Raw genomic sequence first — 16,420 nt, 5'->3', positions numbered from 1 at the left:
ATGATGTTCCCGTTCAATGCACGCCCATCATGATCAGATGCTCCACACCCGGGCCGAGCGCGAGCGCCGGCACATAGGTGAGCGCGCCCACCAGCAGCACAGTGCCGAGCAGCAGCACGACGAAGAGCGGTCCATGAGTGGGCAGCGTTCCGCCCGTCACGGCAATGCGCTTCTTGCCCGCGAGCGAGCCCGCGATGGCGAGCACCGGCACGATGGTGCCGAAGCGGCCGAACCACATCGCGATGCCGAGCAGCCAGTTGTAGAACGGCGTGTTGACATAAAGCCCCGCGAACGCGCTGCCGTTGTTGTTGGCGGCGGAGCTGAACGCGTAGAGGATCTCGGAGAAGCCATGCGCGCCGGGGTTGGCGATGCCCGCCTTGCCCGCGTCGGCGAGCACGGCGATCGAGGTGCCGAGCAGCACCAGCATCGGCGTGAGCAGCACGACGATCGCCACCATCTTCATCTCGAACGACTCGATCTTCTTGCCCACGTACTCGGGCGTGCGCCCGATCATCAGACCCGCCACGAACACCGCCAGCAGCGCGAACACGAGCATGCCGTAGAGGCCCGAGCCCACCCCGCCGAAGATCACTTCGCCAAGCTGGATGAAGAGCATCGGCACGAGACCGCCGAGCGGCGTGAGCGAGTCGTGCATCGCGTTCACGGCGCCGCACGAAGCCGCCGTGGTCGCCACGACGAAGATGCCCGTCTGCGCGATGCCGAAGCGCGTTTCCTTGCCTTCCATGTTGCCGCCGGCTTGCAACGCGCTGGCGTGCTGATCGACGTTCAGCGACGCCAGCAGCGGATTGCCCGCCTGCTCCGCCGAAAGCTCGACGCCCACCGCGACGGCGAATGCGATTGTCATCACCGCGAGCACCGCGACGCCCTGCCTGCGGTCGCCCACGATATTGCCGAACACGAGACACAGCGCCGCCGGAATGATCAGGATCGCCAACGTTTCGACGACGCTTGAGAACGGCGTGGAATTCTCGTACGGATGCGCCGAGTTTGCGTTGAAGAAGCCGCCGCCGTTGGTGCCGAGCATTTTGATCGCGACCTGCGAGGCGACCGGGCCCATGGCGAGCGTCTGCGAAGTGACTTTCGTGTCGACGGTGACGGGATGGCCCTGCGCATCCTTGACCGGATTGCCCTGCGCATCGACCTTGGGCGCGGCGTAGGTGGTGGTCTGGAGCGTGGGCACCGCCTGATACGGCTTGAAGTTCTGGATCACGCCCTGGCTCATCAGTAGCGCCGCGATGATCGCCGCCATCGGCACGAGGATGTAAAGCGTCGTGCGCGTGAGGTCGACCCAGAAGTTGCCGATGGTTTGCGCCGAGTGGCGCGCAAAGCCGCGAATCAGCGCGATCACCACGACGATGCCAGTGGCCGCCGAGAGGAAGTTCTGCACCGTCAAGCCGAGCATCTGCGTGAGGTAGCTCACGGTCTGCTCGGGCGTGTAGTCCTGCCAGTTCGTGTTGGTCACGAAGCTCACGGCGGTGTTGAACGCGCCGTCAGGCGTCATCGCGCCGAAGCCTTGAGGATTGCCTGGCAGCCGACCTTGCACGCGCAGCAGCACGTAAAGAAGGCCCACGCCCAGCACGTTGAACGAGATGGTGGCGAGCGCATAGCGCTTCCAGTTCATCTCGGCGCTCGGGTCGACGCTCGCGATGCGGTAAAGCAGATTCTCGAGCGGCGCGAAGCAACGCACGACACGCGAGCGCCCGTCGAGCACGCGCGTGATATAGCCCGCGACCGGCACCGCAAGCGCCAGCAGGACGACGATGAAAATCCCCGCTTGCAACAAATTGTTGGTGTTCATTCGATATCCTCCGCGCGCAGCAGCGCATGGACGAGATAAACGAACAGCAACAGCGTCGCCGCCCCCGATAGCCAGAAGATCCAGGTCATGAGCGCGCCCCCGTTTCGCCCCGATCCGCGCGACGGTCCTGCATAAGCTTCCCGCAGCCGGCGATCAACGCGTAAGTGAGCGCGGCGAAGACCGCCAGCCCCCCGATATACAGCACATCCATTGTCGTGTTCTCCATTCGCGGATGACGGATGGCGGTAAGGTACGGTGTATCGCGTTAAATCCGGATCAAAGGTTTTGGTGCGCGTATAAAAATCGCGTAAACGCGGACGGGCGCCGTGGATGGCGCCATCCACGGCTCATGAGGCAAACGGAGCGGCGAGAGAGGTAAGAAGAAAGGCCCGCCGGCTAGTCGACGCTACCCGGCTGGCGATCGAGCGAGGCCGCACGCAGGGCTTCGCCGGGCTCGGTGAAGATGCGTTCACGCAACTGCGCAATCGATGCATCGCGCGCCGCGCCGGCAGCCTGGGCCGCCTCGATCTGCATGCGCTGAGATGCGTACTCGGCATATTTTGCCCGCCACGCGTCGTCGTCCTGCTGCATCCGCGCCACGCGCCCCGCCGCTCGGGCGCCGAGCACGGAGGTCAGTTCCGAGCGCATCTGGTCCGGCGATGCATGGGCGTCCTGCAAGGTGGAAATCTGGTCGAGCACCGCGTCTTGCGCCCTGGCCTGCTCGCGCAGCGCGCGCTCGGCAGCCGGCAACTGTTGATCCAGCGCCGCAAGGCGCGCCCGCTTTTCGGCTTCCGGGAGCGCGCCATCGAGACCGATGGCGAGGCGCTCGACTTCGTAACGCTGCAACGCGAACTGCGCGCCGAAAAATGGCTCGCTCCATTCACCGAGTTCGCGGCTCGCGAGCGCCGCGCGCTGCGCGAGCGCATTGCGCAACGCATCGATGTCGATCCGGGTGGCGTTGGCGGCCGCGCCGGCAGCCGGCTCCGGCAGTTGCGCGAGCGCGGCCCTCCAGGCCTGATAGCGCTGCCAGACGACGAGCGCCTCGGCTTGGGCCGGCGTACCTTCGAGCTGCGCGGCAATCTCGCGCGCAACGAAGGCGTCGAGCCCGGCCGCGCCCAGATCGGTTTGCGCGCTCACGCAGTAATCGAAGAAGAGGCGCACCTGCGGGTCGCGCGCGAGATGGCCACGGCCATCGGTCGGCAAGCGCGGCCGGCAGCCGATCGGGCCCGGCCCGCGGCACCGCCTCGGGAGCGCGCGCGAGGCCGGCGGCGGTGCGCTCGGCACCGGCCGCCATGCGGTGAGGCGCCCCGCCATCGTCACGCTCCACGCGGTTCGCACCGGTCAATGCAACCCAAGCGGCCACGGCCGCCGCCGCCGCATTCGCGGCAACCGCCACGACGCCCCGCCTGCTGCGTCTTGCCGGCGCCATCACTCAGACGCCCTGCAACTTCAAACGGTTGGCGTGCGTACGAATCACGGCGACGGGGTCTTCGGCGTAGGCGCCGCGAATGCCGAACAACTGGTTGATCTCGTCCACGTGATTCCACTTGTAGTTCACGCCAATCACCTGGCCGTACAACGAACTGCACGTCGACACGAGGCCGTCATTCACACCCGAGTTCCGCCCGAGCATCACGGTGCCGGTCAGGAGCAGCGCAGGTGTCGTCATTTCGAGGCCGACGGCCGGATCGATCAGCGGCAGCACGCTCGTGTCCTTCGCGACGACCATGCTGCCGAGACGCGCCTGCTGCTGGATGGCCGAGCCCGACCACGAGTACAGCAGGTGCTTGTGGCCGCCAACCGTCTCGCTCGCCGCACCGGTCCGGCACGAACCGGGCGCGCCAAGGCCGGCACTCGGGAAACGCTGGTTGAAGCGCGCGGCCGAGTCGGTTCTGAGGGTGCGCAGCGCGAGCAGCGCATCCTGGTTCGTGATGTGCGCGCTGTTCGAAAGCACGCCGTACATGTTGAGGAATGCGGCTACGGCCTCCGACGACTTGCCGCTGGGATCGCGGTTCAACTGGTCGACGGCGAAGTCGGCGAACTCGCTGCCGCGATGCGGCGTGCCGATGGTCGTCACGGAGGCGACGAGTTGCGGCGCCACCGCGGCGACGTAACGCGACGTGAGACCGCCCTGGCTATGGCCGATGAGGTTGACCTTCTGCGCGCCCGTCGCGGCGAGCACACGCTTGACGTAGGCGAGGAGCTGCTCGCCACGGCCATTGGGTCCGTCGTCGGCCTGGAAGCTCGACACGTTCGCCGTGTAGACCTGCGCACCGTGGCTTTGCAGATCCGACGCGATGCCATACCAATAGTCGATCATGCCGAAGATCTTGTCGGTGCCGGTCAGGCCCTGCACGAGGATGATCGGATACGTGGTTGCCGCATATTGGTCGACGGCGGGCGCGGCGGCGGCAGGCCTTGGCTGAGAAACGAACAGAGCGGCGCAGAGCGTGAGCGCGCCCGCCGCGGTACAGAATCTGGTTGAACGTATCATGCTGGATCTCCTTGCCCATGGTCGTATCCGGCGCAGGCCGGCCTCGCAGGATAATCAGGAGCACGGAATGATCCAATTTCAGTCTTGTCAATAACTGATATAAGTCAGCGCCGGAACATGGAAAGCCGTCTGCCCGTTCGAACGGGGCGGAGCCGGCAGCCCCGCCCCATCGGGCATCGTCTATCGCTCAGGGCAGCAAAACGGTCGAGCCGGTCGTGCGGCGCGCCTCGAGATCGGCATGAGCCTGGCCCACGTCCTGCAGCGCATAGCGCTGATTGATCGAGGTCTTGACCTTGCCCGAGGCGACCACCTCGAACAACTCGGCGCTCATCGCCTCATAATCGGCGCGCTTCGCGATGTAGGTGAAGAGCGTCGGGCGCGTGAAGAAGAGCGAGCCGCGCCCTGCGAACTCCGACGAGTCGATGGGCGGCAGCGGCCCCGACGCATTGCCGAAGCTCACGAACAGGCCGAGCGGCGCAAGGCAGTCCAGCGACTTCGTGTACGTATCCTTGCCGATCGAGTCGTACACCACGGGCACACCCGCGCCGTTCGTGATCTCGCGCACGCGCTTGTGGAAGTCCTCGCGCGTATAGACGATCGCATGATCGCAGCCGTGCGCCTTCGCGATGGCGGCCTTCTCGTCCGAGCCCACCGTGCCGATCACGGTCGCGCCGAGCGCCTTGGCCCACTGGCACACGATGAGACCCACGCCGCCTGCGGCGGCCTGGATCAGGATCGTGTCGCCGGCCTTCACTCGGTACGTGCGGCGCAGCAGATATTGCGCGGTCAGGCCTTGCAGCATGATGGAGGCGGCCTGCTCGTCGCTGATCGCATCGGGCAGCCGGATCACCTGGTCCGCGCGCAGCACGCGCTCCTGCGCATACGCGCCCGGCGGACGCCCGACATACGCCACGCGATCGCCCGGCTTCACGAGCGTGACGCCCGGGCCCACCGCCACGACTTCGCCCGCGGCCTCCATGCCGAGCCCGGCGGGCAGCGGCTGCGGATAGAGCCCGGTGCGAAAGTACACGTCGATGTAATTGAGTCCGCAGGCGCGCTGCTTCACGCGGATTTCGCCCTCGCCCGGCGTGCCCACCTCGACGTCCACCCACTTCATCACTTCGGGGCCGCCGGTCTTCTCGTAACGGATAGCCTTGGTCATGCTGCCTCCTTCGTCCTGTGAATGATGGTCGTTCTGCAAACCGGGCGACGCGGCGCTCAGATCTCGTCTTTCAGACGCAGCGTGAGCACGTCGAGGATCATGCGCGCCGTCGAGATGTTGGTCGCGCACGGCACGTCATGCACGTCGCAGGCGCGCACGAGTGCGTTGATGTCGGGCTCGTGCGGCTGCGGGGTCATGGGATCGCGCAGGAAGATCACCACGTCGACATTGCCCTCGGCGAGTTGCGCGCCGATCTGCAGGTCGCCGCCGTGCGGGCCCGAAAGCATGCGCTCGACGTTCAGGCCGTGTGCTGCTGCAATGCGCCCGCCCGTCGTGCCGGTCGCGAGCAGTTCGCAGCGGCGCAGCGTGTCGACGTACTCGCCGCTGAGCTTGACGATGTCGTCCTTCTTGTGATCGTGCGCGATCAGCGCGACGCGGGTAGGCATGGCCTTCTTCCTTGTATTTCGATGAGTTTGAGTGTGTCGCGCGCGTGACCGCGCGCGACACAGAACGTACCGGATCAGAACGTTCCTGGATACGCGCCGCCGTCGATCAGCCAGTTTTGTCCCGTGATATAGCCCGCATGGACGCTGCACAGGAACGCACAGGCGCGGCCGAATTCCTCGGGCGTGCCGAAGCGGCCTGCCGGAATCGCTTTCACGCGGCGCGCGCGCACTTCGTCGAGCGACAGATTGCTCGCCTTCGATTGCGCGACGATGGTGGCCTGGATGCGGTCGGTGTCGAACGAGCCCGGCAGCAGATTGTTGATCGTCACGCCCGTCGCCGCGACCTGGCGCGCGACGCCCGCAACGAAGCCCGTGAGGCCCGAGCGTGCGCCGTTCGAGAGGCCGAGCACATCGATGGGCGCCTTCACCGAGGAACTCGTGATGTTGACGATGCGCCCGAAGCCGCGCTGGCTCATGGCGTCGATAGTGGCCTGGATCAGCGCGATCGGCGTCAGCATGTTCGCTTCGAGCGCGGCGAGCCAGGCTTCGTGCGTGTAGGTGCGAAAGTCGCCCGGCGGCGGGCCGCCCGCATTGTTCACGAGAATGTCCGGCGCCGGGCAGGCGGCCAGCGCGGCGGCGCGCCCGGCCTCGGTGGTGATGTCGCAGGCCACGGCCTTGACCTCGACGCCGGTCGTCGCGCGAATCCGCGCAGCGGTTTCCTCGAGCGTTTGCGCCGTGCGCGCGACGATCGTCACGTTCACGCCCTCGGCCGCGAGCGCCTCGGCGCAGCCGCGCCCCAGTCCCTTGCTTGCGGCGCACACCAGTGCGCTGCGTCCTGCGATACCCATGTCCATCTTTACGGTCCTTGTAGTTGGCGTGACGAATCGGTGACGGCGGGGATTGCGAGGCCACCGCGCGCCACCGCGCCATTGCGGCGACCGGCGCGCCCAATTTTGCGATTCTAGAAGAATCGCGCGGCGCGCGTGGGACGCCGCGAGCCGCGGGTCGCGCAGCCTGGCCCCGGCGCGCCCCCAGCACGGCACCAATCGCGCTCCGTTCCTGCCCGGTTCTCGTATACTTGCGCCTGTAGCGCGGCCCAGCGCTCGCGCGAGCCCCGCCGAACCCAGGCAGCCGGCAGCGCCGCGGCCGACACCCCCACACCCCTTGCAGCCTCGTGCGCCCCGCCATGAAACAGGACAGCCGCTTTCCGAATCTCTTCATCCTCGATCACCCGCTGATCCAGCACAAGCTCAGCCACATGCGCGACAGGGAGACGTCCACTCGCACGTTCCGCGAGCTGCTGCGCGAGATCACGCTGCTGATGGGCTACGAAATCACGCGCGAGCTGCCGGTCACCACGCGCCGCGTGCAAACGCCGCTCGTCGAGATCGACGCGCCGGTGATCGCCGGCAAGAAGCTCGCGATCGTGCCGGTGCTGCGCGCGGGCGTGGGCATGTCCGACGGGCTGCTCGAGCTGATCCCGTCGGCGCGCGTGGGCCATATCGGCGTCTATCGCGCCGACGACCACCGCCCGGTCGAGTACCTCGTGCGCCTGCCCGACCTCGAGGACCGCACCTTCATCCTGTGCGACCCGATGGTCGCGACCGGCTACTCGGCGGCGCACGCAATCGACGTGCTCAAGCGCCGCGGCGTGCCGGGCGAGCGCATTCGCTTCCTCGCGCTGGTGGCCGCGCCCGAAGGCGTCGAAGTGTTTCAGCAGGCGCATCCGGACGTGCGGCTGTACGTGGCCTCGCTCGACACGCACCTGAACGAGCACGCCTATATCGTCCCGGGTCTCGGCGACGCCGGCGACCGCCTGTTCGGCACCAAGAACTGATGCCGCTGGGGGGCGGCGCCCTCGCCGCCCCGTTTCGGGCCTGCGTCGATCCCTCTTCGTGCCCGTTTCGCCCCCCTCCCGGCCCGCGTCGATCCCCTTCGGGCCCGCGTTGGCCCTGCTTCGCCGCCGTTCGCGCGCGCGAAATCCCCGCTCTGGCGCATCCAGGCCGTCGAGGGGTGCGGCCGAGCGAGCCCGGCGTGATAAAATTCAGGTCTGCCCGACCGGGTCTGGCCCGACCGGGTCTGCCTGACTGTCCCAAAAGTCCCCAGGACTTCGCGAAACGCGCCCCAATGCGCCTGACGCGCCCGCGGCGCGCGTCCCGCACAAAGCGCCACCGGCAAGCCCGGCCGCACGCGCGGTCGCCCGCCGCGCGACGAGTGAGCGACGAGTGAGCGACGGGCGACCGGCTGCGGGCGACTGGCATCGGGCAGACAGACACTCACGGATGGACACACCGGCAGGCAAGCATGGGCCGCGCACGCATGAGCGCACCACGCCGGCCCCGGCATCGTATTAAAAACTGCGGTAACGACAACTGCACCATGCACGCGTGAAGCGTGCGACGGAGAAAGGTATGGCGGGTCATTCGAAATGGGCCAACATCAAGCACAAGAAGGCGGCTGCTGACGCGAAGCGCGGCAAGGTCTGGACGCGGCTCATCAAGGAAATCCAGGTCGCGGCGCGCATGGGCGGAGGCGAGATCGACTCGAACCCGCGCCTGCGCCTGGCCGTGGACAAGGCCTATGACGCCAACATGCCCAAGGACAACATCAACCGCGCGATCCAGCGCGGCGTGGGCGGCGTCGACGGCGCGAACTACGAGGAAATCCGCTACGAAGGCTACGGCATCGGCGGCGCGGCGGTGATCGTCGACACCATGACCGACAACCGCACCCGCACCGTCGCGGAAGTGCGCCACGCGTTCTCGAAGTTCGGCGGCAACATGGGCACGGACGGCTCGGTGTCGTTCATGTTCGATCACGTCGGCCAGTTCCTGTTCGCGCCGGGCACGCCCGAAGACAAGCTGATGGACGCCGCGCTCGAAGCGGGTGCCGACGACGTCGTCACGAACGACGACGGCAGCATCGAGGTGATCTGCCCGCCCAACGACTTCCAGAAAGTGAAGGACGCGCTCGAAGGCGCGGGCTTCAAGGCCGAAATGGCCGAAGTCACGATGAAGCCGCAAACGGAAGTCGAATTCACGGGCGACGACGCGGTGAAGATGCAAAAGCTGCTCGACGCGCTCGAAAACCTGGACGATGTCCAGGAGGTGTATACCAACGCGTCGATCGACGAGGAATAAGCGGCTCGCGCCGGGCGGGCGCCGCGGCTGACCGGCCGCGCCACGCTCGGGCGCACCTGAGTCGCGGGTCTGCGATTCGCCGCACGGCGCGTGGCCGCCCGGCGCTTCGCCGCACCGACGCTTTCACGGCCGGCGCATTGACGCGCCGGCCGCAACTGTTTCTGGTTCTGGTCTTTCGGGGATTTACATGAAGTTACTCGTCGTCGGTTCTGGCGGCCGCGAACATGCGCTGGCGTGGAAGCTTGCGCAGTCGCCGCGCGTCCAGCTCGTCTACGTCGCACCGGGCAACGGCGGCACCGCGCAGGACGAGCGGCTCGCCAACGTCGACATCACGGACATCAACGAGCTCGCCGATTTCGCCGAGCGCGAACAGGTCGCCCTCACCGTGGTCGGGCCGGAAGCGCCGCTCGCGGCCGGCATCGTCAACGTGTTCCGCCAGCGCGGCCTGAAGGTGTTCGGTCCCACGAAGGAGGCCGCGCAGCTCGAAAGCTCGAAGGACTTCGCCAAGGCGTTCATGAAGCGCCACCACATCCCCACGGCCGCCTACGAGACCTTCTCGGACGCCACGGCCGCGCACGCCTACGTCGAGAAAAACGGCGCGCCCATCGTGATCAAGGCCGATGGCCTCGCCGCGGGCAAGGGCGTGGTGGTGGCGATGTCGCTGGAAGAAGCGCATCAGGCCATCGACATGATGCTCGCCGACAACAAGCTCGGCGACGCCGGCGCGCGCGTGGTGATCGAGGAATTCCTCGCAGGCGAGGAAGCGAGCTTCATCGTCATGGTGGACGGCAAGCACGTGCTCGCGCTCGCTTCGAGCCAGGACCACAAGCGCCTGCAGGACGGCGACCAGGGCCCGAACACGGGCGGCATGGGCGCCTACTCGCCCGCGCCCATCGTCACGCCGCAGCTGCACGCGCGCGTGATGCGCGAAATCATTCTGCCGACCGTGGCGGGCATGGAGAAGGAGGGCATCCGCTATACGGGCTTCCTCTACGCGGGCCTGATGATCGACGCGCAGGGCAACCCGAAGACGCTCGAATTCAACTGCCGCATGGGCGACCCGGAAACGCAGCCGATCATGGCGCGCCTGAAGGGCGACTTCTCGAAGGTCGTGGAGCACGCGATTGCGGGCACGCTCGACCAGGTCGAGCTCGAATGGGACCGCCGCACCGCACTCGGCGTCGTGCTGGCCGCGCACAATTACCCGGACACGCCGCGCAAGGGCGACCGCATCAACGACATCCCCGCCGAGACCGATGCTTCGGTTACGTTCCATGCGGGCACGCAGTTCGTGGACGGCAAGCTCGTGACCTCGGGCGGACGTGTGCTGTGCGTGGTGGGGCTCGCCGATTCCGTGCGCAGCGCGCAGAAGGTGGCTTACGAAACGGTGAACCGCATTTCGTTTGACGGCATGCAGTATCGCCACGACATCGGCTATCGCGCCGCTGGGCGCAAGCAGTAAGGTGCCAGGCGCAGGCACGGCGCTCGAGCGCGGCCCGGCCTGATTTCGGCCAGGCTGCGCGGCGGGCGCCTCACCGCATGGCGAGCTGCCTGAAGCCAGCGCACGCTGGCCGGCGACAGCGGGCGAACCTGCCCTTGCCCGCCACGCAGGCAAGACGAACGCTGTAGCGCCGGCCCGCCCCCAAGCAGCACGGTAAGCGGCACAACAAGCAGTGCAACAAGCGGCCGCCGCATGGGCGGCATAACCGCGAAGCCGCGCCGAACGGCGTAAGCTTGCCGCTAGCGGCCGCGCCGCGCGACCCGCACCCCGATTCCGAACCCAATCCTGGCGCAGTGCCGGCCCCGCCGCCTCGCCCGCCCACCGATGACCGAACCGACTCAAAACGGCTCTAGCCCCGTGACGCCCGCAGGCGCAACCGCTGGCGCAACCCACGATAGCGCCGCCGTACGCGCCTGGCTCTCGGGCCTGCAGACGCAGATCGCCGACACGCTCGGTGCCTTCGACGGCACGCCCTTCGCCACCGACGCATGGCAGCGCGAGCCCGGCGAGAAGCTGCGCGGCGGCGGCTGCACGCGCATTCTCGAAGGCGGCCAGTTCTTCGAGCGCGGCGGCATCGGTTTTTCCGACGTCGCGGGCGACGCCCTGCCGCCCTCGGCCACGGCCGCGCGCCCCGAGCTCAATGGGCGCGGCTTCGAGGCGATGGGTGTTTCGCTCGTGCTGCATCCGCGCAATCCGTACTGCCCGACCGTGCACATGAACGTGCGCATGCTGCTCGCCACCAAAGCCGGCGAGGCGCCGGTGTTCTGGTTCGGCGGCGGCATGGATCTCACGCCCTATTACGGCTTCGAGGAAGACGCGCAGCATTTCCACCGCGTCTGCCGCGACGCGCTCGCGCCCTACGGCACGGATCTCTACCCGCGCTTCAAGCGCTGGTGCGATGAATATTTCTTCCTCAAGCACCGCAACGAGGCGCGCGGCGTGGGCGGCATCTTCTTCGACGATTACGCCGAAGGCGGCTTCGACCAGGCGTTCGCGATGCTGCGCAGCGTGGGCGAAGGCTTCCTGAAGGCGTATCTGCCGATTATCGAAAAGCGCCGCGCCACGCCTTATGGCGAAGCCGAACGCGAATTCCAGGCGTACCGGCGCGGCCGCTACGTCGAGTTCAATCTGGTCTGGGATCGCGGCACGCACTTCGGGCTGCAAAGCGGCGGGCGCAGCGAGTCGATCCTCATGTCGATGCCGCCCTCCGCGAACTGGCGCTACGACTGGCAGCCGCAGCCGGGCACGCCCGAAGCGCGCCTGTACACCGACTTCCTGCCGGTGCGCGACTGGATCTGACGCCGTGACGCAACACCTGTCCGCCACCGCGAGTGCGCCAGCCGGCGCCCCCCCTGCGGCGCTCGCGCGCCGCGTGGGCCTGCTCGGCGGCACCTTCGATCCGATACACGAGGGCCATCTCGCGCTCGCGCGCCATTTCGCGCGCGTGCTCGGCCTGACCGAACTGATCCTGCTGCCCGCCGGCCAGCCCTGGCAGAAGCCCGAAGTGAGCGCCGCCGTTCATCGCCTTGCGATGACGCGCGCGGCGGCGGCCTCGCTCGTGCTGCCGGGCGTCACGGTCAGCGTGAGCACCGACGAGATCGAGCACGACGGCCCCACCTATACGGTGGAGACGCTGCGCCGCTGGCGCGCACGCAGCGAAAGCAACGCACAGGCGGCGCTCACGCTGCTGATGGGCGCCGATCAACTGCTGCACCTCGATTCGTGGCATGCGTGGCGCGAGCTGTTCGCGCTCGCGCATCTGGGCGTGGCGAGCCGGCCAGGCTTCAATTTCGCGGCGCTGCCAGACGCCGTGTCGGCGGAAGTGGCCGCGCGGCGCGCCAGCGCCGCCACGCTCGCGGCCACGCGCTGCGGGCATCTGCTGATCGACGCCACGCTCGCGTTCGACATTTCGGCCACCGAAATCCGGCGCGAACTGGGCGCGCGCGTGGCGGCGCAGACAACCCGGGCGGTACAGGCCGGGGCGCCCGCACACTCGCCCTCGACGACTGAACCACGCGGCGGCAGCGCCGCCGACAAGGTCCCCGCAGCAGTGTGGGACTACATCCTTCAACATCATTTGTACAGGCATCACGGGTAAATATGGACATCCGCAAACTTCAACGCGCCATCGTCGACGGTCTCGAAGACGTCAAGGCACAGGACATTCGCGTCTTCAACACGAGCCATCTGACCGAGCTGTTCGATCGCGTGATCGTCGCGAGCGGCACCTCGAACCGCCAGACCAAGGCGCTCGCCAACAGCGTGCGCGAGAAGGTCAAGGAAGCCGGCGGCGACATCGTCAGCACCGAAGGCGAGGACATCGGCGAATGGGTGCTGGTCGATTGCGGCGACGCGGTCGTCCACATCCTGCAGCCCGCGCTGCGCCAGTACTACAACCTCGAAGAGATCTGGGGCGACAAGCCGGTGCGCGTGAAGCTCGCGGCCAACACGGGCTTCACGGGCGCGCGCCCGAGCGAGCCGATCGACGATGAAGACGACGAAGAAGTCGACCTGCCCGCCGTGAAGAAGCCCGCGCGCAAGGCCGCATCGCGTCGCAGCGCGAAGTAATTCCACCATCCACGCGAAGTGAACGCGCATGCTGAATACGTTGATGAGCACGTCGATCAATACGTTGAGCACGCAGCGATCTCACAGGCGCGCCACATGGGCCACACGCATTCGTTTAGCATCATGAAACTGCATATCGTCGCCGTTGGGCACAAGATGCCGGACTGGGTGGCCGAAGGCTTCGAGGAATACACGAAGCGCATGCCGCCCGAGTTGCGCATCGAGTTGCGCGAGGTAAAGCCCGAGCAGCGCTCGTCGGGGCGTTCGGCCGAAAGCGTGATGGCCGCCGAGCGCACGCGCATCGAAGCCGCGTTGCCGAAGAACGCGCGCATCGTTGCGCTCGACGAACGCGGCAAGGACTGGACCACCATGCAGCTCGCCCAGGCGCTGCCCGGATGGCAGCAGGACGGGCGCGACGTGGCGTTCCTGATCGGCGGGGCGGACGGGCTCGATCCGCAGATCAAGGCGCGCGCCGATACGCTGCTGCGCCTGTCCTCCCTCACGCTGCCCCATGCGATGGTGCGCGTGCTGCTTGCCGAGCAGCTTTACCGCGCGTGGACCATCACGCAGAATCACCCCTATCATCGCGTTTGAAGCGCTCGCGCATGGCGTCCGCCGGAATGCGCGCCGCGGAGACCCACGTGCCGCGGCCGCCCTCGCAGGTGCGAACCCGTGTGAAGCTGCGTAAAGCCGCGTGAGCCCGATCCCCGCCTCATCAAGACGTAAAAACGCCCCGATGACCACTACCGCGCCCTATCCGTTCGTCTATCTCGCCTCACAGAGCCCGCGCCGCCAGGAACTGCTGCAACAGCTCGGCGTGCGCTTCGAGCTGCTGCTGCCGCGCCCCGACGAAGACGCCGAGTCGCTCGAAGCCGTGCTGCCCGGCGAGTCCGCCGCCGTCTATGTCGAGCGCGTGTGCGCCGCCAAAGCCGATGCCGCGCGCGCCCGGCTCGTTGCGGGCGCCCACGAGCATGCGCCGATTCTCACCGCCGACACCACCGTGAGCATCGACGGCCATATCCTCGGCAAGCCGCACGACGCCGCAGACGCCTACGCGATGCTCGAACGGCTTGCCGGCCGCGAGCATGAAGTGCTCACCGCCGTGGCTGTGGTCAACGCGGAAGGCGTGTGCCTGCCGCTTGTGCTGTCGCGCTCGCACGTGCGTTTCGCCCCTGCGCTGCCCGCCGCGCTCGCACGCTACGTCGCGAGCGGCGAGCCGTTCGGCAAGGCCGGCGCATATGGCATCCAGGGGCGCGCCGCCGAGTTCGTCGAGCGAATCGACGGGTCCTATTCGGGTATCATGGGCTTGCCGCTTTTCGAAACGGCCGCCCTCCTGCGCGCCGCCGGCATCGACTTCTAAAAGCAATCATGAACGAAGAAATCCTGATCAACGTCACGCCTCAGGAGACGCGTGTTGCGCTGGTCCAGCAAGGTGCAGTCCAGGAGCTTCACGTCGAACGCACGCTGTCGCGCGGACGCGTCGGCAATGTCTATCTCGGCAAGGTCGTGCGCGTGCTGCCGGGCATGCAGTCGGCGTTCATCGACATCGGCCTCGAGCGCGCCGCGTTCCTCCACGTTGCCGATATCTGGCATCCGCGCATCGCGGGCGAGGCGCATGCGAGCGTGCATCATCAGCCCATCGAAAAGACCGTGTTCGAAGGGCAAACGCTGATGGTCCAGGTCGTGAAGGATCCGATCGGCACCAAGGGCGCGCGTCTTTCGACGCAGGTGAGCATCGCGGGCCGCACACTCGTGTATCTGCCGCAGGAGCCGCACATCGGCATCTCGCAGAAGATCGAAAGCGAGGCGGAGCGCGAAGCCGTGCGCGCGCGCCTGACCGCCGTGCTGCCCGCCGACGAGAAAGGCGGCTATATCGTGCGCACCATCGCCGAAGACGCCACCAGCGAGGAGCTCGCCGCCGATGTCGCGTACCTGCGCAAGACGTGGACGACGATCCTCGCGCAGTCGCAGCGCATGCCGGCCACGAGCCTGCTCTATCAAGACCTCAATCTCGCGCAGCGCGTGCTGCGCGACTTCGTGAACGACGAGACCTCGCGCATTCAGGTCGATTCGCGCGAAACGTTCCAGAAGCTCACCGAGTTCGCCACCGAATTCACACCCGCCGTGCTGGCGAAGCTGCACCACTACACGGGCGAGCGGCCGCTCTTCGACCTCTACAACATCGAGGCCGAGATCCAGCGCGCGCTCTCGCGGCGCGTCGACCTCAAGTCGGGCGGCTACCTCGTGATCGACCAGACCGAGGCGATGACAACGATCGACGTGAACACGGGCGGCTACGTGGGCGCGCGCAACTTCGACGACACGATCTTCAAGACCAATCTCGAAGCGGCGCACACCATCGCGCGCCAGTTGCGGCTGCGCAATCTGGGGGGCGTGATCATCATCGACTTCATCGACATGGAGAACGTCGAGCACCGCGATCAGGTGCTCGGCGAGTTGAAGAAAGCGCTCTCGCGCGACCGCACGCGCGTGACCGTGAACGGCTTCTCGCAACTCGGCCTCGTGGAGATGACGAGAAAGCGCACGCGCGAATCGCTCGCGCATGTGCTGTGCGAGCCCTGCCCGACCTGCCTTGGCAAGGGGCAGGTGAAGACCGCGCGCACCGTGTGCTACGACGTGCTGCGCGAGATCCTGCGCGAGTCGCGCCAGTTCAATCCGCGCGAATTTCGCGTGGTGGCTTCGCAGCAGGTGATCGATTTATTTCTCGAGGAAGAGTCGCAGCATCTCGCGATGCTGATCGACTTCATCGGCAAGCCCGTGTCGTTGCAGGTGGAGTCGAACCTGAGTCAGGAGCAGTACGATATTGTGCTGATGTAGGCGCTGCGGGATTACTCGAGTCGGTGTGCGCCCCTAAACCCCGCTAGACGGGGTTCCAGGCACAACGCCGTTCAAAGCGTGAGTTCCGCCGAGAGTGTGTCCCACGGCGCGCGCAACCGCCCGCCTTCGCGCACGATAAGCCCGGCCGCCTCCACTGTCGCCACGTCCTCACGCACGCGCTTGTAGTCGCGCTTCAGTGCCCGCGCGAGCGCTATCACGCTCTCCGCTTCCTCGCGATGCAGATAACGCAGCAGTTCAATGCGCCGGGGCGTCAGCGCGGCGGTCATTTCCTCGAACGACATGAAGGTGACGGGCCGTTCCTCGATGTCCTCTCCCGCCGCCGCACGGTCGAACGCGCGCGCGAAGTAAACCCGGACTCTGCATTCGGCATTGTGCTGACATCGTGGGAGCCGCACGCCGCACCGCCGCCTGCCCCCACACCGCCGTCGGCC

The 16,420-nt window shown here is 67.1% G+C and carries 18 protein-coding genes; 9 read left to right on the top strand and 9 right to left on the bottom strand.

All coding sequences use genetic code 11. The features are described 5' to 3' along the window. Nucleotides 1-13: 13 nt before the first annotated feature. The 8 genes from kdpA to P5W98_RS04795 form a co-directional block, all read right to left on the bottom strand. Nucleotides 14-1,819: a potassium-transporting ATPase subunit KdpA gene (gene kdpA / locus P5W98_RS04830; protein WP_434718399.1), complete on the bottom strand. Its 1,806-nt coding sequence runs from the start codon at nucleotides 1,817-1,819 to the stop codon at nucleotides 14-16. Further along, nucleotides 1,816-1,908 carry a K(+)-transporting ATPase subunit F gene (gene kdpF / locus P5W98_RS04825; RefSeq protein WP_027819619.1) on the bottom strand — a complete coding sequence of 31 codons (93 nt, stop codon included), beginning with the start codon at nucleotides 1,906-1,908 and terminating at the stop codon, nucleotides 1,816-1,818. The genes kdpA and kdpF overlap by 4 nt, the downstream gene beginning before the upstream one ends. Further along, nucleotides 1,905-2,030, bottom strand: a complete 126-nt coding sequence (locus P5W98_RS04820) for a potassium ABC transporter ATPase (RefSeq protein WP_421023521.1) — start codon at nucleotides 2,028-2,030, stop codon at nucleotides 1,905-1,907. Before P5W98_RS04820 ends, kdpF begins: the two co-directional genes overlap by 4 nt. A 185-nt stretch (nucleotides 2,031-2,215) precedes the next feature. Continuing rightward, nucleotides 2,216-3,133: a lipase secretion chaperone gene (locus P5W98_RS04815; RefSeq protein WP_434718398.1), complete on the bottom strand. Its 918-nt coding sequence runs from the start codon at nucleotides 3,131-3,133 to the stop codon at nucleotides 2,216-2,218. Between the two features lie 118 nt (nucleotides 3,134-3,251). Continuing rightward, nucleotides 3,252-4,313, bottom strand: a complete 1,062-nt coding sequence (locus tag P5W98_RS04810) for an esterase/lipase family protein (RefSeq protein ID WP_421023519.1) — start codon at nucleotides 4,311-4,313, stop codon at nucleotides 3,252-3,254. A gap of 187 nt (nucleotides 4,314-4,500) precedes the next feature. After that, a complete protein-coding gene (locus P5W98_RS04805; RefSeq protein WP_434662109.1) occupies nucleotides 4,501-5,475 on the bottom strand; it encodes a quinone oxidoreductase family protein in 975 nt (324 codons plus the stop codon). A gap of 56 nt (nucleotides 5,476-5,531) precedes the next feature. After that, on the bottom strand, nucleotides 5,532-5,921 hold the full coding sequence (locus tag P5W98_RS04800; protein ID WP_421023517.1) for a methylglyoxal synthase: 390 nt from the start codon (nucleotides 5,919-5,921) through the stop codon (nucleotides 5,532-5,534). A 74-nt stretch (nucleotides 5,922-5,995) separates the two neighbouring features. Beyond that, a complete protein-coding gene (locus tag P5W98_RS04795; protein ID WP_421023516.1) occupies nucleotides 5,996-6,775 on the bottom strand; it encodes an SDR family oxidoreductase in 780 nt (259 codons plus the stop codon). Nucleotides 6,776-7,107: 332 nt separating this feature from the next. On the opposite strand from P5W98_RS04795, the gene upp reads away from it, so the two are divergent. From upp to rng, 9 genes are all read left to right on the top strand, one after another. Next, nucleotides 7,108-7,758: a uracil phosphoribosyltransferase gene (gene upp, locus P5W98_RS04790; RefSeq protein WP_434662107.1), complete on the top strand. Its 651-nt coding sequence runs from the start codon at nucleotides 7,108-7,110 to the stop codon at nucleotides 7,756-7,758. 574 nt (nucleotides 7,759-8,332) lie between these two features. After that, complete coding sequence (locus tag P5W98_RS04785) at nucleotides 8,333-9,061, top strand: YebC/PmpR family DNA-binding transcriptional regulator (protein WP_421023514.1); 729 nt, start codon at nucleotides 8,333-8,335, stop codon at nucleotides 9,059-9,061. A 187-nt stretch (nucleotides 9,062-9,248) separates the two neighbouring features. Continuing rightward, nucleotides 9,249-10,523 (top strand): phosphoribosylamine--glycine ligase, encoded by a 1,275-nt coding sequence (purD, locus tag P5W98_RS04780; protein ID WP_421023513.1) that lies wholly within the window; start codon nucleotides 9,249-9,251, stop codon nucleotides 10,521-10,523. Nucleotides 10,524-10,886: 363 nt separating this feature from the next. Continuing rightward, complete coding sequence (gene hemF, locus P5W98_RS04775; RefSeq protein WP_421023512.1) at nucleotides 10,887-11,861, top strand: oxygen-dependent coproporphyrinogen oxidase; 975 nt, start codon at nucleotides 10,887-10,889, stop codon at nucleotides 11,859-11,861. 4 nt (nucleotides 11,862-11,865) lie between these two features. Further along, nucleotides 11,866-12,660, top strand: coding sequence for a nicotinate-nucleotide adenylyltransferase (locus P5W98_RS04770; protein WP_421023511.1), 795 nt, complete (start codon nucleotides 11,866-11,868; stop codon nucleotides 12,658-12,660). Nucleotides 12,661-12,662: 2 nt separating this feature from the next. Next, on the top strand, nucleotides 12,663-13,130 hold the full coding sequence (gene rsfS, locus P5W98_RS04765) for a ribosome silencing factor (protein ID WP_421023510.1): 468 nt from the start codon (nucleotides 12,663-12,665) through the stop codon (nucleotides 13,128-13,130). Nucleotides 13,131-13,253: 123 nt separating this feature from the next. Then, a complete protein-coding gene (gene rlmH / locus P5W98_RS04760) occupies nucleotides 13,254-13,724 on the top strand; it encodes a 23S rRNA (pseudouridine(1915)-N(3))-methyltransferase RlmH (RefSeq protein ID WP_213296718.1) in 471 nt (156 codons plus the stop codon). A 142-nt stretch (nucleotides 13,725-13,866) separates the two neighbouring features. Next, nucleotides 13,867-14,490, top strand: a complete 624-nt coding sequence (locus tag P5W98_RS04755; RefSeq protein WP_421023509.1) for a Maf family protein — start codon at nucleotides 13,867-13,869, stop codon at nucleotides 14,488-14,490. Between the two features lie 8 nt (nucleotides 14,491-14,498). Beyond that, entirely contained in the window at nucleotides 14,499-15,968 is a 1,470-nt protein-coding gene (gene rng, locus P5W98_RS04750) for a ribonuclease G (RefSeq protein ID WP_421023508.1), read from the top strand. A 71-nt stretch (nucleotides 15,969-16,039) separates the two neighbouring features. On the opposite strand, the gene P5W98_RS04745 is transcribed toward rng, so the two are convergent. Next, nucleotides 16,040-16,384: a hypothetical protein gene (locus P5W98_RS04745; RefSeq protein WP_434662102.1), complete on the bottom strand. Its 345-nt coding sequence runs from the start codon at nucleotides 16,382-16,384 to the stop codon at nucleotides 16,040-16,042. Nucleotides 16,385-16,420 lie beyond the last annotated feature (36 nt).

The organism is Paraburkholderia sp. A1BS-2L, assembly GCF_051125205.1.
Lineage (GTDB): Bacteria > Pseudomonadota > Gammaproteobacteria > Burkholderiales > Burkholderiaceae > Paraburkholderia.
The sequence above is the reverse complement of the archived record's forward strand: the minus strand, read 5'-3'. Positions and strand labels throughout refer to the sequence as shown.